General features: G+C 38.6%; 17 protein-coding genes and 1 riboswitch. Of the genes, 3 read left to right on the forward strand and 14 right to left on the reverse strand.

Annotation, left to right across the window (positions count from 1 at the left end; genetic code table 11):
- Positions 1 to 106: 106 nt before the first annotated feature.
- The 12 genes from MHH64_RS00695 to MHH64_RS00750 form a co-directional block, all read right to left on the reverse strand.
- Positions 107 to 1,009, reverse strand: a complete 903-nt coding sequence (locus tag MHH64_RS00695) for a fumarylacetoacetate hydrolase family protein (RefSeq protein WP_340002487.1) — start codon at positions 1,007 to 1,009, stop codon at positions 107 to 109.
- A 21-nt stretch (positions 1,010 to 1,030) separates the two neighbouring features.
- Complete coding sequence (locus tag MHH64_RS00700) at positions 1,031 to 2,236, reverse strand: hydroxyacid-oxoacid transhydrogenase (protein ID WP_303446928.1); 1,206 nt, start codon at positions 2,234 to 2,236, stop codon at positions 1,031 to 1,033.
- Positions 2,237 to 2,254: 18 nt separating this feature from the next.
- Positions 2,255 to 3,691, reverse strand: coding sequence for an aldehyde dehydrogenase family protein (locus MHH64_RS00705; protein WP_340002488.1), 1,437 nt, complete (start codon positions 3,689 to 3,691; stop codon positions 2,255 to 2,257).
- 12 nt (positions 3,692 to 3,703) lie between these two features.
- Positions 3,704 to 4,966 (reverse strand): lactate racemase domain-containing protein, encoded by a 1,263-nt coding sequence (locus tag MHH64_RS00710; protein ID WP_340002489.1) that lies wholly within the window; start codon positions 4,964 to 4,966, stop codon positions 3,704 to 3,706.
- Between the two features lie 23 nt (positions 4,967 to 4,989).
- Positions 4,990 to 5,925, reverse strand: a complete 936-nt coding sequence (locus MHH64_RS00715) for a dihydrodipicolinate synthase family protein (protein ID WP_303446931.1) — start codon at positions 5,923 to 5,925, stop codon at positions 4,990 to 4,992.
- A 26-nt stretch (positions 5,926 to 5,951) separates the two neighbouring features.
- Positions 5,952 to 7,238 carry a TRAP transporter large permease gene (locus tag MHH64_RS00720; RefSeq protein WP_303446932.1) on the reverse strand — a complete coding sequence of 429 codons (1,287 nt, stop codon included), beginning with the start codon at positions 7,236 to 7,238 and terminating at the stop codon, positions 5,952 to 5,954.
- A complete protein-coding gene (locus MHH64_RS00725; protein WP_303446934.1) occupies positions 7,235 to 7,732 on the reverse strand; it encodes a TRAP transporter small permease in 498 nt (165 codons plus the stop codon). Before MHH64_RS00725 ends, MHH64_RS00720 begins: the two co-directional genes overlap by 4 nt.
- Positions 7,733 to 7,837: 105 nt before the next feature.
- Positions 7,838 to 8,854, reverse strand: a complete 1,017-nt coding sequence (locus MHH64_RS00730; protein WP_303446935.1) for a TRAP transporter substrate-binding protein — start codon at positions 8,852 to 8,854, stop codon at positions 7,838 to 7,840.
- 45 nt (positions 8,855 to 8,899) lie between these two features.
- Positions 8,900 to 9,874 carry a C-terminal binding protein gene (locus MHH64_RS00735; RefSeq protein WP_303446936.1) on the reverse strand — a complete coding sequence of 325 codons (975 nt, stop codon included), beginning with the start codon at positions 9,872 to 9,874 and terminating at the stop codon, positions 8,900 to 8,902.
- 52 nt (positions 9,875 to 9,926) lie between these two features.
- The gene (gene dmpG / locus MHH64_RS00740) at positions 9,927 to 10,934 is read right to left on the reverse strand and encodes a 4-hydroxy-2-oxovalerate aldolase (RefSeq protein WP_303446937.1); all 1,008 of its coding nucleotides are present in this window, start codon (positions 10,932 to 10,934) and stop codon (positions 9,927 to 9,929) included.
- Positions 10,934 to 11,836 carry an acetaldehyde dehydrogenase (acetylating) gene (locus tag MHH64_RS00745; protein ID WP_303446938.1) on the reverse strand — a complete coding sequence of 301 codons (903 nt, stop codon included), beginning with the start codon at positions 11,834 to 11,836 and terminating at the stop codon, positions 10,934 to 10,936. Before MHH64_RS00745 ends, dmpG begins: the two co-directional genes overlap by 1 nt.
- Complete coding sequence (locus MHH64_RS00750; RefSeq protein ID WP_303446939.1) at positions 11,833 to 12,501, reverse strand: GntR family transcriptional regulator; 669 nt, start codon at positions 12,499 to 12,501, stop codon at positions 11,833 to 11,835. Before MHH64_RS00750 ends, MHH64_RS00745 begins: the two co-directional genes overlap by 4 nt.
- A 332-nt stretch (positions 12,502 to 12,833) precedes the next feature.
- Here MHH64_RS00750 and MHH64_RS00755 point away from each other — a divergent pair, with 332 nt between their 5' ends.
- The 3 genes from MHH64_RS00755 (at position 12,834) to MHH64_RS00765 (ending at position 15,865) form a co-directional block, all read left to right on the forward strand.
- Positions 12,834 to 13,631: an N-acetylmuramoyl-L-alanine amidase gene (locus MHH64_RS00755; RefSeq protein ID WP_095310616.1), complete on the forward strand. Its 798-nt coding sequence runs from the start codon at positions 12,834 to 12,836 to the stop codon at positions 13,629 to 13,631.
- 90 nt (positions 13,632 to 13,721) lie between these two features.
- Positions 13,722 to 13,841, forward strand: a riboswitch (SAM riboswitch).
- 85 nt (positions 13,842 to 13,926) lie between these two features.
- Positions 13,927 to 15,027 (forward strand): iron-containing alcohol dehydrogenase family protein, encoded by a 1,101-nt coding sequence (locus tag MHH64_RS00760; RefSeq protein WP_340002490.1) that lies wholly within the window; start codon positions 13,927 to 13,929, stop codon positions 15,025 to 15,027.
- Between the two features lie 25 nt (positions 15,028 to 15,052).
- Positions 15,053 to 15,865: a MetQ/NlpA family ABC transporter substrate-binding protein gene (locus tag MHH64_RS00765; RefSeq protein ID WP_095310612.1), complete on the forward strand. Its 813-nt coding sequence runs from the start codon at positions 15,053 to 15,055 to the stop codon at positions 15,863 to 15,865.
- Positions 15,866 to 16,042: 177 nt separating this feature from the next.
- Here MHH64_RS00765 and MHH64_RS00770 read toward each other — a convergent pair whose 3' ends face one another.
- Complete coding sequence (locus MHH64_RS00770) at positions 16,043 to 16,465, reverse strand: pyridoxamine 5'-phosphate oxidase family protein (RefSeq protein ID WP_340002491.1); 423 nt, start codon at positions 16,463 to 16,465, stop codon at positions 16,043 to 16,045.
- Between the two features lie 70 nt (positions 16,466 to 16,535).
- Positions 16,536 to 18,812: an ATP-dependent DNA helicase gene (locus MHH64_RS00775; protein WP_340002492.1), complete on the reverse strand. Its 2,277-nt coding sequence runs from the start codon at positions 18,810 to 18,812 to the stop codon at positions 16,536 to 16,538.
- Between the last annotated feature and the right edge of the window lie 43 nt (positions 18,813 to 18,855).

Consider the following 18,855-nt stretch of genomic DNA (forward strand, 5'->3'; position numbering starts at 1 on the left):
CGCTTCTCCCATAAAGAATTATTTCCTACTTAGAGCTTGTTATTAAGATAGAAAAAAGAATTGCTAAATGGTTGATCAACCATTTAGCAATTCTTTTTCTGCTTTCTTATATTAATTCATTTGAGAGTCTGCCTATTTTTTCAATCTCAATTACGATTTCATCACCTGTTTTTAACCATTCTCTTTCACTTTCTTCATACCCCATAATGACACCATCCGGAGTACCAGTTAAAATAACATCCCCTGGATAAAGTGTCATATGCTTTGAGAGATAGCTAATAATTTCATCACAAGGGAATATCATTTGTGCCGTATTTCCATCTTGTCTTCGTTCCTTATTCACGTATGTTCTAACAGATAGATCGTTTACATCAGCAACTTCATCTGCAGTTACCAGGTATGGGCCAATTGGACAGAATTGATCACCCGTTTTACCTAATAACCATTGGGGACTTTGAAATTGAAGATCGCGTGCCGAAAAGTCATTCGCAATTGTATAACCGTAGATATAAGGCAAAGCATCTTCTTTTGGGATATCCTTAGCCTCTTTAGCAATTACGATGGCTAACTCCCCTTCATAATCAAACTCTTTTGCATTTTTAGGAAGATTAATCTTAGCACGATGCCCGCAAAGCGCATTGTTAAATTTACTAAAAACAATAGGTTTTTCCGGTAATGCCATGTTTGATTCCTCTGCATGCATTTTATAGTTCAAACCAATACAAAGGATCTTTTGTGGGTCTGTAACACATGGGCCATATTCTAAATCACTATCCTCATCCAAAAACAAGTCGGAACGATCAGAGGAAAGAGCAACTGCAACAACTTGTTCCACATCGAAACGGGCTTTTACTCCACCCTCGATTAGTGCTCTTATTGATAAAGGGAATGTTGAATGCTCCAGTTGATCAGAGAGCACCTCTACCGCATATGCAATATCGAGTATACCCTTATCTGTAACAACGCCTAATTTCTGTTGAGAATCTTTTATGAACGTAATTGTTTTCATTCTATTTACCTCCACATTTTATCAATAAGCTTCTTTAAGCAATTCCATTAAACTGTCTTTTCGTGGTACTCTCGGACTATTACGTATTAACCGCTCAATTGGTAATGATTTTTCAGCTATTTCTTCTAAATTAGCTTCTTTAATTCCTATTTGAGAAAGTTTCGTAGGTAGTCCAATTTCTCCAGTTAGCTTTAGAACTGCATCCGCAGCAGCATAAGCAAGTTCTGTAGTTGTTTTATCATCATGAACTAAATTAAATATTTTTGCAATTTTCACCATTTTATCCTTTGATGTTGCTACATTGTATCGCATAACATAAGGCATCAGTAAACCCGTTACTTCTCCATGAGGTGAGTTAACTAAGCCACCGATCGGATAAGCAACTGCATGTGCTAGAGCATTTCCTGCATTCGAAAAAGCAAGCCCAGCTAGTAAACTACCAAGCATCATATTGCCCCTGGCTTCTAAATTACTTCCCTGTTGCACAGCAATTGTTAAGTTATTTACAATGAGTTCAATCGCCTTTTCTGCGAGTGCATCTGTGATAGGAAATGCCCCTTGGAATAAAATAGTTCCCTCTGCCTCAATATACTTAAAATCCTTTGCTGTATACGATTCAATAGCATGTGATAATGCATCAATTCCGGAACAAGCTGTTACATAAGGTGGCAAACCTACAGTCAATTCAGGATCCAGTAAAGCTACTGCTGGTCGCAAATAATTATCCGAAATCCCAACTTTTATATTATTTTCTGTATCATTGACTACTGCAACGGAGGTTACTTCCGACCCCGTACCAGCAGTAGTAGGAATTGCTATTAATGGTGCAACTGGTCCTGGGACATTTCCCTCTTCAAAATAATCCCTTGGATGTCCCCCATGTTCCATTAGTAAAGCAACAACTTTAGCTAAATCAATACTACTCCCACCACCAAGTCCGATAATGACATCTGTCTTAATTTGCGACTTTGCGAACTCAAAAGCTTCCATTACACTTGAAATCGGTGGTTCTGGTACAGCCTGATCATATACAACCACTTCATAGTTATGTAATGCAAGTTGTTCCTTAACTTTCTTGAGAATTCCAGCTTGAACAATTCCTTGATCTGTAATCAAAAAGACATTCTTTGCACGGAATCGCTTTAACAGTTTATCTAGATTGTGAATAGAGCCATTCCCAAAAACAATATTTTGGGTTGAAAAGTATTCCCAAACATTCCTAGTCATTTTACAACATCCTTTCTGTTACAAATGCATTGTAATTACTTTTTCCTCTGTCATCTCTTCAACTGCATAACGTGGGCCCTCTTTACCAACTCCACTGTCTTTAACTCCCCCATATGGTAGAATGTCTGCTCGGAATGTCGAAACATCGTTAATATTTACGCCACCAAACTCTAGTTCTTGAGCAGCTCTCATCGCCAAGTGAAGATTTGAAGTAAAGATACCTGCCTGTAATCCAAATTTTGATGCATTTACGCTTGCAAACAATTCATCCAGATCCTCATAAGTGACAATGCTAATAATCGGTGCAAATACTTCCTCACACATCACTTTCATATCTTCTTTAACATTCGTTAAGATAGTAGGCTTAAATAATGCATCTTCTCTTGTTCCACCAGTAACTATAATTGCTCCAGCATTCACAGCCTCTTGAACCCATTTTTCTGCCCGTTCAGCTTCCTCGATACTAATCATCGGTCCAATATTAGTCGTCTCTTCTTCTGGATTTCCTACGATAAATGATTCTGCTATTACTTTTGCCTGTTCTAGCACTTCTTCATAAATTGCTCGGTGAACATACACGCGTTGTACGGAAATACATGCTTGCCCTGAGTTTGAATAACCTCTTGATACACAAAGATCAACCGCACGTTGTAGATCAGCGACATCATGGTGAATGATGTTTGGTGAATTATTCCCTAACTCAAGGGTTACTTTACGAATACCAGATTCACGCTTAATCACTCGGCCCACAGAGGGACTACCAGTAAATGTGTACATTGCAATGCGCTCGTCCTTTAGAAGGACTGGCCCTGTTTCATGACCAAATCCATTGACTACATTCAAAAAGCCTTTCGGTAATCCCGCCTCAAGTAGTACTTCAGCCATTTTAATTGCAGAAACTGGCGTCTTTTCAGCCGGTTTCAAAACTACCGTATTCCCAGCAGCAATGGCAGGACCAATCTTGTGCGCAGTCAAATTAAATGGGAAATTGAAAGGAGTTATCGCACATATTACACCTACAGGTACACGTATCGAAAATGCCATTTTCGCCTCATTTCCTGGCTGCCCTTGGATTGGCAATCCTTGACCGGATAGTCGTTTTGCCTCCTCAGCAGAAGCAATAAATGTTTGGATGCCACGTTCAACCTCTGCTCTGGCATCGGTAATTGTTTTGCCAGCTTCGCTACATATGACGCTTGCAATTTCCTCTTTCCTTTCTTCAAATATCTGTGTAGCTCGCATTAAAATATCGTAACGATCCGTTGCCGATAGCTTCACTTCTTTAAAGGTCTCATATGCGTTTGTGATTGCGTTTTCAATTACTTTTTGACTCGATTTTGCTACCTTAGCATAGACTTCGTGTGTGTATTTGTTTTCTACAATAAATGTATCTTCCGATTGAAGCCATTCACCATTAATTAAATTACCGTAAATATTTTCTGTTTGTGTAGTCAATTAAACTCCTCCTCATTTTGATTCATTAAGTTCCTGAAAGTATCCGAATTCATTAAACTCCATAGGCGATGGTGTTCCGATAATCTCAATCGTAGCCATTCTCTCGAGTTCTGGAACAAGCGCTTCTGAAACATACAATTCCTCCAAATGTAATGTATTCGGAATCCGCATAAACCGAACCTTCTCTGGCTGTACATCCCAACCACATTTTATCGCTGTCTCAATAGCATCGCGATCACTGGGCAATACCATTGGAATACTTGCCCGCTTCAAAAAGCGACTTGTAATAACATTTTCGTTCATTTTTTGCAGGTCGATCTTATTAAATAATCGTGTAGTTGTTAAATCAGCCAAACCGATTCCAGTTGAATTTCCATGGGATTCTTCACTTAAATCGGAAACAATAATTTGCTGATAGGATGGTAATGCAGGCTCTTGCTCGCCATCAATTCGTACTCTACCAATTACATTCGTGTCCATTCCAGATCCACTGTAATTTTTCCCCATTTTATCAATAAATAAAATATCTAACCGATCGATTGGTAGTCTTGGAAATAGCTTCTTGGATAGTACGAGTAATTGAGACTCTCGTTCTGCAATTTTCTCTACCGGGATAACCTCAATTTCAGCTGTTTCTTCAAAAGCATTCTCTACAAGTCCAATTCCCATAAGAACCTTTCCACTTTTAAATATCTCTGCAGCAACATACGGCATATGCTCCCTCAAACCAATGACACCCCGTTCATGAATCGCTAAAGCCTGTTTATGATTCCCGAGACCGATCGAAGCCATCTTCATTAGTCCACTTTCAACCTTTGACGAAAAGTCTGTATGTGCTTTAATACGATTTATCAAAATGACACCATCAGAATGAAAAGCAATTTTATCCATATAAACCGGGACCCCGGCAGTAGTTTCCGCTAGCTTAACTACATCCATTGTCGCTCGAATCGGCGCATCACAATAGGATTCGGTTACACCAAGGCTCTTCAGCACCTCGATTTGCCCTTCTGCTTTCGCACCACCATGGCTACCCATCGCTGGCACAATAAAGGGCATTGCTCCCCGTTTTTTTACTTCCATTACTGTTGCCCGAATAATTCGAGCTATATTAGCTATCCCACGACTTCCCGCAGTGATAGCAATTTCCATTCCAGGTCGTATTTTCATATCGATTGTCCGCTTACTGAACTCTGCTGCTATCTTTTTTTCAATATTTGATACAGATGGACCGGTAAAATGCTGCTTTACTTTTACAATATTCGGTAGTTTCATTCAATCATCTCCATACAAATCTTTTACTCCACCTCGTTCGTAACCTGTAAAAAATCAGATAGATACGTAGTTGCTAGACGTTCTAATTCCTGCTTCTTCTCTTCATTTAATGGACGTAAAGGTGCTAAGACCTCTGTTGATATATCAATTCCACGCAATTTAATTGTTTCCTTGGCAACGTTCACAAATGGAGAATCCAATTTGTATAATGATAATAATGGCGTAAGCTTACGATGTAACTGAATCGCCTTCTCATAATTACCTGCTTTAAATGCCTGATAAATACCAACGGATAGCTCTGGTGCAAAGGATGCTGTTAAAGGAATAGATCCATCTCCTCCAGTACAAAGCGTATTTAATAACTGGTCATCATATCCCGAAAAAACGGCAAAATCAGGTCTTTCACTTTTCACCTTCAATATGATTTCTCTTGTGTGACCAATATCTTCCACAGTTTCCTTAATTCCAACAATATGTGGATATTCTTTTGCCAGATTGTAAACCAATTCCGGAGTTAAATCCTGACCCGTTAATGTTGGGAAGTTATACAATAGAATTGGTAAGTCAACAGCATCTGCAATTTGACAATAATGCTGATACAAACTTTCCTCACTTAATTTCCAATAATACGGATTTACAATCACTACACCGTCTGCACCAATCTCTTTAGCATGTAGACTTAGCGCTATTGTTTCTTCGGTACTCGCTGATCCAGTCCCGATTAAAACAGGTATCCGTCCATTTACATAGTTCACACCAAATCTTGCCATCTGCCTCCTTAGATTGATCGACATCTGACTAAACTCCCCACCAGAACCATTAAAGAAAAGACCATCCACTTTAGATTCAATTAGAAAATCGATCAAATTCCTCATTCCAGTTTCATCTATTTTCCCATTTTCATATAAAACAGATGGAATCGGTGGGATAATACCATGAAATTTTGTTTTCGCATGCATTGAAATCGCTCCCATTCATTTAATAGTTAAAGAAAAAATAAGCTTATTTGTGGAATAAATGTGATTAGTAACAAAGCAACTAAAAATGCAACAATAAAAGGTATTGCCCTTCTGCCAATTTCCATTATAGATAGATTGGTTAGACCACTTGCTACGAACAGATTCATACCAACTGGAGGAGTTACAAATCCAATTGCTAGTGCAACAATCATAATTACTCCAAAGTGTATCGGATCAAATCCAACTGCTGTGACCACAGGCAGAAAGATTGGCGTTAGAATTAAAATAGCTGCTAAGGTTTCCATAAACATACCGACAATTAACAATATAAGTATAATGATCAGTATAATTAGAGCTGATTTTTCCGTTAAGGATACCATGAATTCAGAAACAGATTGTGGCAAGCGCGCTAAAGTTAGCACTCTACCAAATACAGTCGCAGCCGATACAACAAATAATGCTGGGACGGTTACCTTCACCGACTCTATAATAATCGGTATGAAATTTTGCCGATGAATTGTCTTATAGATAAATATACTAACAATAAGTCCATATATAACAGCGACAACCGCTGCCTCTGTCGGCGTTACAATCCCACTATAAATACCACCTAAAATAATGACGGGAGTTAATAGAGCAAAGAATCCTCTAGAGAAAATTTTCAAAATACCATCTTTCGTAATTTCATTGTATACTTCATTAATTTTTTCCTTATCTTCACCTTTTCCACGGCAATAAAAATACGTATAGCCAATTAAACAAAGCGCGATAAGAATACCAGGAAGAATACCAGCGATAAATAAGTCACCAACAGATTGACCAGCAGACATTCCAAATACAATAAATGGTATACTCGGTGGGATGATAACACCAAGCCCACCCGCTGTAGCAATCATTGCTGTACTAAAGCCTTTATCATAACCAAGCTTGATTAAAATCGGTATAACCATTGCTCCGACTGCCGCCACAGTAGCTGGACCAGACCCTGAAATTGCCCCAAAAAACAAACAGGTTAAAATTGCCGCTGCGGGTACACCACCCGTTCTTTTTCCAACAAAGAAAATAAAGACGTTAAATAATCGCTCCGACATTCCGCCCTTTGCCATAATTGTTCCGGCAAATATAAACAGTGGAATTGCTAGTAACGGATAACTATCTAAAGCGGTTGCCATACTACGCACGATGTACTCAACGTTAATTGGAACATCTGTAAAAAAGGCAGTAAATACAGATGTAAGACCTAAAGAAACTCCAATTGGTATAGCAATTGCTAAAAATATTATTAGTACGATGAAGATTACACCTGCACTCATAATGTCGTTTCCTCCCTTTCCACTTCAATCCCTTTGAATCGCTTTATATTATTCTGGATTAATCGAACCATCGTGAAAGCAAAGCCTACTGGTACAGATAAATACACAATAGCTAAAGGAATGGAAAGACTTGGACTAGTTTGCATTGTGCCCAGGAAAGTATTAAATACATTGATCCCAGCAATTAGCACGACTATACTAAATGCAAAGAAGAATATATCACCGATTAATTCAAAAAAACGAGCCAACTTTTTCGGTAGATAGTTCAAAATAATATCTACCCTTAAATGCGAATTATTTTTCACCGCGTAGCTCACACCAATAAAGGTAAACCATATGAAAATGTAACGACTGAGCTCTTCTGGCCATGCTAGTGAATTGTTCATTACATATCTCATAAAAACTTGAAGACCCATAATAAATACAAAACTTAGCATCGACAGCCCTAATAAAAGCTCTTCCATATGTTTATTAAGCCAAGATATGTACCTCATTATTATTCACCTCTCCTAATGAATCGTTACCCAAGGCAACACTCTTCATGAAAATAGCAGATTGATGAGCGTTACCTTAAGTAACATCCTTTCTAATATGTTTCTCTATTGCTGTACAGATTCAAGCAATGTATTTAACAATTCTTCATCAACTTCTTGACTTATCTGATCTAGCACGTTCGATACAGATTCTTGAAAAGTTGCTAATTGATCTGGTGTAATTTCAACAAATTCAACACCAGCATCTGTCATAATTTCTTTATATTCAGCTTCCTTCTCATCAATAAATTCATTTCCTACAACAACCGCCTCAGCTATTACCTCTTCAACAAGAATTTGCAGATCTTCTGGCAAATCATCAAAATACTGTTGATTCATAATGATTTGAATCGCTTGCAGGATATGATTCGTTTCTGTTAAGTAATCCTGCTGCTCATAGAACCGTTGGGAAATAATCAATTCAAACGGATTTTCCTGACCATCCACTGTCCCTTGCTGTAATGCTGTATATACTTCATTAAATGGAAGTGGCGTAGGATTTGCACCTAACGTTTGCCATGTTGCCATATGGTATGGGTTCTCCATTGTTCGTAAACGTACACCATCTAGATCATTAGGCGATTCTACTTTTACACTCTTTGTTGTTAGTTGACGAAATCCTTGATCATGTAGTCCTAACAATTTAAATCCTTTTTCTTCTTGGCTTTGTGCGAGCAGTTCAAAGAAGGGACTATCTACGTGCATCGCAGCTCTAGCAGTTTCTTTATCTGGAAAGAGAAACGGAATATCGAACACCGCAACATCATCTACAAAATTTACTGCAGGAGCTGTTGAATGAAGTGACATGGTTACATCACCAAGTTGAACTCCTTCAATTAATTCACGATCCGCCCCCAGCTGTGCACTTGGGTATATTTCAACTTTAATTCTACCTTCACTTCTTTCTTCGATTTCCGATTTGAAATATTTAAATATCTCATTAAATGATGTTGTTTCTGCTGTAGAATGTGCAGCAATAATTGTATACGTTTCCTTTTCATTCGTTGTAGCGCTCGTACTTGAGCATCCAAGTAATACGAGTGCTAAGAAAACAACGAACAACACATATCGTATTTTCTTCATTCGCTATACCCCTTTTGATTTAGGATCTTAAATAAATACTATTTTTTAAGATAGTACTGCTGATTCATTAACAATATTTTGCGGTATGCCACCAGTTAAAATTTCGTAAGCGGTTTCACAAACACGCATATGGAGCCGTTCCTTTGCTTCTACACTATTAAATGCTGCGTGCGGTGTAATTACTACATTATCAAGCTTTAAAATCTCATCCTCTAATTTTACTGGTTCTTTTTCAAGTACATCCAGACAAGCTCCTCTTATAGAACCATTTTTTATCGCCTCTACCAATGCATCTTGATCAACAATAGGTCCTCTTGCTGTATTTAAAATAACAGCAGTGTTTTTCATTCTTTCCAACCTTTCCTGATTGATCAAATGGAATGTGCCATCGTTCAGTGGAACATGGATCGATACATAATCAGCCTGCTCAATAAGTCCATCTAATTCAATTTTTTCGATGCCGAATTTCTTAACTACGTCATCTGGAATAAATGGATCATACGTGACAATATTCATACCAAAAGCTTTAGCAAATTTAGCTGTCTCCTGAGCAATATTCCCAAAACCGACTAAGCCAAGGGTTAATGATGAGAGGCGCTTCGAATTAAATCCTTCATTCGGATTCCATTTTCCTTCTCGAACTGATCTATCTAATAAACCAATTCTTCTTTCAAAATGTAAAAGCATCGCGATTGTATGTGTTGCAACTTCTGGAATAGAATAATCCGGAATGTTGCAAACAGGAATACCTTTATTAGAAGCGGCTTTGACATCGATGTTATCAAAACCAATTCCATATCTAACAAGTACTTTACAGTTTGTTAACTCATTAATAACCCTTTCTGTTATTGGAGCATAAACGCTTAGTACGGCGTCTGCATCCTTGCATTTTTCAATAACACTTTCTTCTGTCAAGCAATCTTCAATTCGGAACTCAACGTCTCTTTCTTTAAAAAACTGCTCTTCAATTCGATAATGATCTCCCTCCAGGGAGTTTCCATCCGCTAAAATAACTAACATGATACCACCTAACCTTCCTAATTTTACGTATCTACTAGATTTTCATTTCCTACTATTTCGCCTTTGCTAATTCCTGTGCTACTCCAATAATCCAATCTTCCTGTCCACCAACTGCTTCCATTTCAGCAAGTTTGGTTAAAATATCACGCGCATCTACGCCATACTCTTTTCCAGCTCTTTCTGCAAATAAGAGAAAGCTAGAATAGACACCTGTATACCCAAGGGTTAAGCTTAATCGATCAATTTGAACTGGTCTCTTCATCATGGGTTTCATTACATTTTCAGCTGCATCCATTGCCTTATATAAATCTACATGGTGCGGAATATCTAACTTATTCATAACGGCTACAAGCTGCTCTAGAGAAGCATTACCGGCTCCAGCCCCCATTCCTGCTAAACTAGCATCAATGCGGTCTGCACCTTCCTCTATCGCAACAATAGAATTGGCTACGCCCAAAGAAAGATTGTTATGTGCATGAAATCCAACTTGTGTATTAAGGTTTTCTTTGAACAAGGCCACCCTTCTTCTCGTATCATCCATTGTTAAAGCCCCAGCAGAATCCACAACGTAAACGGTGCTTGCCCCATAGGACTCCATCTTTTTAGCTTCTTCTAATAACAATTCTGGAGCTGCACGATGAGACATCATCAAAAAACCTACCGTATCCATTCCTAAATCAATTCCTGCTTTTATATGCTGCTCAGAAACATCAGCTTCGGTACAATGTGTTGCAACGCGGACAACGGATGCCCCCCATTCACGTGCATGCTTTAAATGTTCAATAGTCCCTATGCCAGGAATAAGCAAAACACCCACTTTTGCATTTTTAGCGTACTTTACTGCTGTTGTAATAATGTCTTTTTCCGTTTCTTTCGAGAAGCCATACTGGATCGAACTTCCCCCGAGCCCATCACCATGTGTTGCCTCAATAATATCCACACCAGAATCATCTATTAATTTTGTTAACTCAGCAATTTGTTCTACCGAATATTGATGCGAAATCGCATGCATACCATCACGTAATGTAACATCATTGAATCGAATTGTTTTTTTGCTCATCACTGTGCCACTCCTTTCGAAACCATTGCAGCTGCAATGACCTCAGCCGTTTTAACAGCTGCGGAAGTAATAATATCTAAATTACCAGCGTATTTCGGAAGGTAGTCACCATTTCCCTCTACCTCAACAGAAACAGTTACAATATTATCCTTAATTACCGGATCTGCTTTAAAACGATATCCTTCCACATAGCTTTGCACGACTTTCAACATGTCATCTAATTTTTGTAAAATATTTTGATGTATCTCATCAGAGTATTCCGATATTTTTACGTGAATTGTATTCCGCATTAGAATTGGTGGTTCTGCAGGGTTCAAAATAATAAGTGCTTTCCCTTCTTTGGCACCACCAACTTCCTGTAGAGCCTTTGCAGTTGTTACTGTAAATTCATCAATATTTTGACGTGTTCCTGGTCCAGCACTTTTGCTAGAGATGGAAGCAACAATTTCTGCATACTCCACGTCGACCACGTCTGAAATTGCTTTGACCATTGGTACAGTTGCTTGTCCCCCACACGTAACCATATTAACGTTATCTAACGCTTCCACACTTTGCTCATCCAAGCTTACAGCAGGTACAATAAACGGTCCCACAGCAGCGGGGGTTAGATCAATTGCCTTTTTCCCTAATTTCTTTAATATCGGTGCATTATGTGTATGGGCCTTAGCAGAGGTTGCCTCAAATACAATATCTGCTAAGTCTGCTTGCTCCACAAAGCCATCAATCCCATTATAAATCGGAACAAGTCCATGCTCTTTCGCAAGTGCTAACCCTTTTGAATTCGGGTCAATTCCAATCATTGTTGTAGGTTCAAGCTTGTCACTGCGTAATAATTTATACATAAGATCTGTTCCTATATTTCCTGAGCCAATAATTGCACATTTGAGTTTTTGTTGAGTCATCCTATCTTTCCTCCTAAATTCAATTCCATAACTGCTTGACAATAATGATCCGAAGCGCTCTTCAAATGCCGGGCTAACAGTTCTTGAGCTTTCTCTACTTCCCCTATGGTTAGCGCATCAACCACGACAAGATGCTCTTCAATAATTTCCTGCTGTCTTGACTCAAGAATTGTAGACGTAACCTCGATTAACGTTTGTATCATGCCATTTAAGGAATGCCATAATTGAATAAGTGACTGATTACTTGTCATACCTACTAGTAACGCATGAAACTCCATGTCTGCATCAACATTCCTAATTTGACTATCGAAAGAATCCTGCATTTGCTGGATGTAGAGATAAAGTAGATGTTTATCTTTTTCTAGAGCTTCTGGAGATATTTGTGTTAGGGCATGCTTTTCTAATAAAATACGACTATCATATAAATTCCTAATATCCTCAATATCAAACTTCCCTACTACTGTCCTACCATTTGAAAGTCTCTTAACCAACCGCTCAGCTTCTAATTTTGAAAGAGCTTCACGTATAGGTCCCCTGCTCACATTTAATTCGCTTGATAATTGGGATTCCTTTAAGTGTTCACCTTCCTTATATCGATTTAACATAATTTCTTTACGCAAATAAGCAAGTACTTGTTCACTTACATGCATTTTCCCTATATTCATTACTACATGCAGGCCTCCTAACAAATAAATAAATTGAATATTCTGTAATGTAGACAGTTTACAATTATTAATTCATATTGTATTCGCTTACTTTTATTATGTCAATAATTATTTGAATATATTTTTTATTCTGCTCATTAGTTTATCCAATAAATTAAATCAAATATTACCTCCCCAAATCTACATTCACATCGATTGTAGTTTTGAAAAGAAGTACCATAAGCAAACGAGAAAAAGACGGAGGTGACAAAAATGGATTTTAACTAAGACAGTGTTGTTTGTCCAATTCGATTTTTCTTATCAACCATACGTTATATTAGGAGGAGATTTTAATGAAACTTTATTTAGACCCAGGTCATGGCGGAACAGATTCCGGTGCTACTGGAAATGGAATACAAGAAAAAGATGTTGTTCTTGATATCGCGTTGCGAATACGCGATCTGCTAATTGGAAACTACAGTAATGTTAGTGTTCAAATGAGTCGTACTGGAAACACAACAAAAAGTCTCGCCCAACGAACAAATGAAGCAAATGCATGGGGTGCTGATTATTTTCTATCTATTCATTGTAATGCATTTAACGGCTCTGCTGATGGCTATGAGGATTTCATTCATAGCAGCCTTTCAGATAGTTCACAGACTGCTAGATATCGAGACATTCTACATGCAGAAATAATTAAAGTTAACGGATTACGAAATCGTGGTAAAAAGAAAGCTAATTTCCATGTATTACGTGAGTCGTCCATGCCAGCAATGCTAACGGAAAATGGTTTTATCGACCATAGTGGAAATGCAGCTTTAATGAAACAGAACGCATGGAAGCAGCGAGTAGCAGAAGGGCATGTCAACGGACTAGCGAGAGCATTTAACCTGCAAGAAAAAAACGGAGGTCCTGGTACCGGCCAACTGTATAAGGTTATTGCTGGTTCCTTTAAATCAAAAGCAAATGCAGATGATCGTGTATCTTTCCTAAATTCTAAAGGCATTCAAGCTTTTGTAGAACAGGTTACGATTTCAGGTGAAACTTGGTATCGCGTTCAGGCTGGTGCATTTACAAACAGGACAAATGCAGAGAATCATTTACAGGTTGTCCGCAACACTGGAATCGATGCATTTATTATCATCCAGTAAATATATAACAGATTTAGTATGAATAAATGAAATCAATTGACTTTTCAACCAATAGATTATAAGATATATGAAATAACAAATTCATAAACACTCTTATGAAGAGCGGCGGAGGGACTGGCCCGATGAAGCCCGGCAACCATTCCAGTTAAATTCAACTGAGAATAGGTGCTAATTCCTGCAAAATACAATATGTATTTTGGAAAATAAGAGGATGGTTACTTGTCAAGTATATCCATGCCTCTCTTTTTTAGAGAGGCATTTTTATTTTCCCGAAATACGATAAGGAGACGCTCAGATGACAACAGCAATTGTGAAAGGCGCACCAGGACATTATCGAATCGGAGAAGGCATTTTAAAAGAGTTACGTGTACTTCTTTCAGAGTTAGGCGTGAAGAAAATACATATTCTTAGCGGCAGGAAGGCATGGAATGCTGCCTTTCCTTATATACCAGAGGAGCTTGATCGTTCAAACATCACGTTTGTGGAAGGACATTGTACGCTTGAGGCTGTCGAACAATTCGCAACTTCATTTCAACATGATGGGGTTGATGCAGTAATCGGTATTGGCGGGGGGACAGCACTCGATCTCACTAAAGCCTCAGCTGTAAAAGCCGGGATTAAATCCGTACTTATCCCAACAATCGCAGCTACCTGTGCAGCTTGGACACCATTAAGTGTATTTTATCAAGCTGATGGTACCCATTCACACTATACCGAGTTCCCAGTAGCAAATACACTCGTGCTGATTGAGCCAGCTATTATTGCTGGTGCGCCACCTGAATACTTGAAGGCCGGTATTGGTGACACACTCGCTAAATATTATGAAGCAGATGCTTTAGTTCGATCCTTTTACAAGGATAAGGATTTACCTGTTTGGCTTCAGATTTCTCAATTCTCCGCAGCTTTGTGCAGAGATATCTTACTAAAGGATGGAAAAGAAGCACTAGAATCGGTATCCAATAAAAAGGTATCGGATGCACTCATACGCGTTATTGAAACAATTATTATGACTGGTGGCATGGTCGGCGGATTCGGGGAAAAGGCCGGAAGAATTGCTGGTGCACATTCCGTCCATAATGGATTAACAGAGGCTAAAAGCATCAAGCAATTTTTACATGGAGAAATCGTGTCCTATGGTATCTTAGTTCAATTGGCTCTAGAAGAAAAGGATGAAGAGCTAAAAAGACTATTAGCAGTATATGATGATTGGGGGCTTCCAGCATCATTAAATCATTTATCCATTGACGCTCGAGACGAGGAACTATTGCAACGTATTATTAAGAAAACATTACTGCCTCAAGAATCGATTCATTTAATGGCGGAAGAAATTACAGAAGATACATTAATAAATGCCATTCTCAAAGTAGAGAGGCTAGCAGTTCCAACAACTAATTAATCAACTTTAGAAAGAGGGATACATAATGAAAAAATTACTATTCACAGGATTACTTGCATGCATGTTGGCAGTACTTGCCGCATGTGGTGGCGGCTCAGATGAAGCAGAAGGATTATTGGAAGACGGTAAATTAAAAGTCGGTGTAACATCAGGACCACATGAACAAATCTTAGAAAAGGTTGCAGAGCTTGCTGAAGAGGATGGCCTAACAATTGAATTAGTTTCTTTCAGCGATTATGTCATGCCAAATGTTAGTTTATCTGAAGGCGAGCTTGATTTAAACAGCTTCCAAACCGAGCCATTTTTTGACCATATGAATGAAGAACGCGGATTAGATTTAATTAAAGTTGCAGATACGGTTACATTCCCGATGGGGATTTACTCAGAAGGTGTAACAGATGTAGCAGATCTCGAGGACGGCGCCCGTATCGGTCTTCCAAGTGACCCGACAAACAGTGGACGTGCATTACTATTGTTTGAACAAGCAGGTTTAATTAAAATAGAAGAAGGTCTTGGCGTAAATGCAACGGTAAATGACATTGCTGAGAACCCAAACAATTATGAATTCATCGAGCTTGATCCAGCGCAAATCCCGCGCCAGTTAGGTGAAGTTGATGCAGCTGCCATTAATTCAAACTTTGCCATGGATGCAGGTCTCGTACCTGGTGAAGACTCAATCTTTATTGAACAGGATTCTACATTTGTAAACTTAATCGCGGTTCGTGAAGAAAACAAGGATGACGAAGCTGTACAACAGTTTATCGATATTTACCAATCCGATGAAGTAAAACAATTTGTTGAGGAAACCTTCCAAGGCTCAGTTGTTCCTGGATGGTAGGAGGAACAAAACGGAAGTGCCCAGTTAGCGACGTACAGAGGTGAGAGAAGTCCAGCTACAGCTTTAGCGCTGGAGCTGGACGTGACTGTTCGTGCAGCTAAGTTATTACCCATAGTATTAACATTTAAAAGTTACCAGGCTAACTAAAAAGGCTGACAATAATGTTGTCAGCCTTTTTTATATGTCCATCTCTTTAGGAGATTCTCCCTTTTTATTCATTAACCGAATTCCAATCGGATCGATTTCCAAAATAGCGTAGTTAGGATCATCCGGTCCCTCAAAATATAGTTTCATATCATCATTCCAAAATTTCTTTTTCAGGTCATCCGTATCGTTTAAGGATACCTTCCCTTGATATTCTACATATTCATCACCAAATCCATCGCCTTCATAACCAATTAAAATATGTGTAAATGGATTTTTCTCAATTTCTTCTGTTTTATCGGCATCTTTATGCGTCGGTGTGTAAAGCTTCAAACCATCATGAAAAAATGTCATATACCTAGAGTGTGGTTTATCGTTCTTCACCGTTGCCATCGTGCCTGTATGACTTTCATTAAGGATTTTTTCTACATTTGCTTTAATCTCTGATTGACTCACAAGTATACACTCCTTTTTATCGTCTGCTATAAGTAGTGTTCCTTTTCTGGCCAATATTAAACATCCTGCATTACCGTTCAATTCTAAAATGTTGCCATTCAAATGGAAAGAGGGCTTGATACTTCCTTTGTAGAAATCGATCATCGATTAAAGCGATTGTTCCTTGGTCTGATTCAGATCGGATTAATCTGCCCCCCGCCTGAAGCACTTTATTCATTCCAGGAAAGACATAGGCATAATCATAGCCATTTCGACCAATCGAGTTGAAATAGTCCTTGATAATATCTCTTTCCAATCCAATTTGCGGCAGTCCAACACCAACAATAATGACACCTTGAAGCCGTTCTCCCTTTAAATCTACCCCCTCAGAGAAAATGCCGCCCAGTACCGCAAAGCCAATAAGCTTTTCTTCCGTATCCGGCATAAAAGCTGCCAAAAATTCCTCCCTATCCGTTTCAGACATGCCTACCGTTTGGACAATCGTCTTTACATGTGGTGCAAACTGTTGAAATGCATCATGTACAGCTTCCATGTAATGATAGGATGGAAAGAAAACAAGGAAATTTCCAGACTGCTTCGTAATAAGATTCTCCACAAACTGAACAATTGGTGTCATTGTACGCTCGCGATCGCGATACCTTGTCGACATTGGCAGAATAATTACCTCAGCTTTTTCACGATCAAATGGAGACGGAATTGCTGTTACGTAATCTTTTTCAGTTCCTCCCAACAAGGTTTTATAATAATCCGCAGGTGTTAGCGTAGCTGAAAAGAAAATCTTTGAGCGGTAGCCTTTTCCCATCTTGTTAATGAGATAAGATGGGTCGAGGCAGAATAGCTTCAATCGGACATCGCTTTTCAGAATCTCCATATAGGTTACAAATCGCTCATCATAAAGCTTCGCTATTTTAACAAAGGATTGTGTCGCGAAATAAGTATCCAGCAAAAGTGAATCTGTATCCATATGCTGCACTAATTCAGTCTCTGCATGCATGGAAAAGGTTTCAGTAAGCGCAACAAGCTCGTCATCTAGATCTTTGCTGATTAAATTCTCTTGCTTCTTTAAGGATAATAGATAATTATTAATTGCTTTAGCTGATTTCGCTAAGCTTTCATTACGTTTTTTAAATGTACGACTGAGTTGCAGAAATGCTGATTTATACAAGTCAGCAGAATACATTTCTCTCGCTCGATCAACTAAATTATGTGCTTCATCAACCAATAAGACGGTCTCTTTCTTCTGCTCCTCAAAAAGACGTTTCAATGACACTTTGGGATCAAAGATATAATTGTAATCGCAAATAACAGCATCCGCTATATATGCAAGCTCTAATGAAAATTCAAAAGGACAAACACGATGTTTTCTTGCATACGTTTCAATTACTTGGCGACTCATCAATGTTTCATTCGCGTATATGTCTAAAACCGCTTCATTAATTCGATCGTAAAACCCCTCCGCAAAAATACAATGCTCCTTCGAGCACTTTACTTCCTCCTGAAAACAAATTTTATCCTTCGCAGTAATGGTTACAACCTTTAGGTCCGACCCCTTTTCCTCCAGCAAACGAAATGCTTCCTCTGCAGCAGTTCTCGTAATTGTTTTTGCAGTAAGATAAAACATCCGCTGCAGGTGCCCTTCCCCAATCGCTTTCACAGCAGGGAATATTGTTGAGACCGTTTTGCCAATACCTGTTGATGCTGAAGCAAATATATCTTTCTTATCGAAAATTGTTTTATAGACAGAAGCCGCGAGCTTACGCTGTCCATCTCGATAACTTTCAAATGGAAACAAAAGCTCCCTTGCATAAACATCGCGTCGTTCTACATGCTGAAGCTTCATCTTGGCGTATACTGCATACTGACCGACAATGTTGTTTACATACGTTTTCAGCTCCTGAAAATTCATTTCCCGCTTGAATTTAACCTGCTGCTCCGTATTTACTTGAACATATGTTAACTGAATCGTTATCTCTGCTAAATCGTGGTCTTTGGCATAGATAAAAGCATAAAAGATCGCCTGTGCCCAATGTACTGGATATGTATCTTCTGAAATCCACTCCACCGGATTTCGTGTTGACTTAATTTCATCAACCGTAACCTGTCCATTCTCATTAAAAAGCAAACCATCACAACGTCCATCCACTACAAAAGTTAAGTCTTCATATGGAATCTCCGTTATGACATACACTTCCTTTTGATCTGTTTCTTTATACGTCTTTTGGATTTTCTGATGTGCCTTTGTTCCGTCTGTCAGCGTCGTAGCCGTTCGAAACCCGGATTCAATACTGCCACTTCGCAACACATATTCCACAAGCGTTCTTATTGAAATTTTGAACCTATACGTCATGTAATCACCTTTTACAATTCATTAACTCTATTCTATCAATTAA

Source organism: Oceanobacillus sp. FSL K6-0127 (genome assembly GCF_037983385.1).
Taxonomy (GTDB): domain Bacteria; phylum Bacillota; class Bacilli; order Bacillales; family Amphibacillaceae; genus Oceanobacillus; species Oceanobacillus profundus.

Bases quoted from the DNA above. Each gene is read 5' to 3' on its own strand.
- MHH64_RS00730 (WP_303446935.1), bottom strand. From the start codon at position 8,854: ATGAAGAAAATACGATATGTGTTGTTCGTTGTTTTCTTAGCACTCGTA.
- dmpG (WP_303446937.1), bottom strand. From the start codon at position 10,934: ATGAGCAAAAAAACAATTCGATTCAATGATGTTACATTACGTGATGGT.
- MHH64_RS00755 (WP_095310616.1), top strand. From the start codon at position 12,834: ATGAAACTTTATTTAGACCCAGGTCATGGCGGAACAGATTCCGGTGCT.
- MHH64_RS00725 (WP_303446934.1), bottom strand. From the start codon at position 7,732: ATGAGGTACATATCTTGGCTTAATAAACATATGGAAGAGCTTTTATTA.
- MHH64_RS00700 (WP_303446928.1), bottom strand. From the start codon at position 2,236: ATGACTAGGAATGTTTGGGAATACTTTTCAACCCAAAATATTGTTTTT.
- MHH64_RS00710 (WP_340002489.1), bottom strand. From the start codon at position 4,966: ATGAAACTACCGAATATTGTAAAAGTAAAGCAGCATTTTACCGGTCCA.
- MHH64_RS00695 (WP_340002487.1), bottom strand. From the start codon at position 1,009: ATGAAAACAATTACGTTCATAAAAGATTCTCAACAGAAATTAGGCGTT.
- MHH64_RS00735 (WP_303446936.1), bottom strand. From the start codon at position 9,874: ATGTTAGTTATTTTAGCGGATGGAAACTCCCTGGAGGGAGATCATTAT.
- MHH64_RS00775 (WP_340002492.1), bottom strand. From the start codon at position 18,812: ATGACGTATAGGTTCAAAATTTCAATAAGAACGCTTGTGGAATATGTG.
- MHH64_RS00720 (WP_303446932.1), bottom strand. From the start codon at position 7,238: ATGAGTGCAGGTGTAATCTTCATCGTACTAATAATATTTTTAGCAATT.
- MHH64_RS00760 (WP_340002490.1), top strand. From the start codon at position 13,927: ATGACAACAGCAATTGTGAAAGGCGCACCAGGACATTATCGAATCGGA.
- MHH64_RS00745 (WP_303446938.1), bottom strand. From the start codon at position 11,836: ATGACTCAACAAAAACTCAAATGTGCAATTATTGGCTCAGGAAATATA.
- MHH64_RS00715 (WP_303446931.1), bottom strand. From the start codon at position 5,925: ATGCATGCGAAAACAAAATTTCATGGTATTATCCCACCGATTCCATCT.
- MHH64_RS00750 (WP_303446939.1), bottom strand. From the start codon at position 12,501: ATGAATATAGGGAAAATGCATGTAAGTGAACAAGTACTTGCTTATTTG.
- MHH64_RS00765 (WP_095310612.1), top strand. From the start codon at position 15,053: ATGAAAAAATTACTATTCACAGGATTACTTGCATGCATGTTGGCAGTA.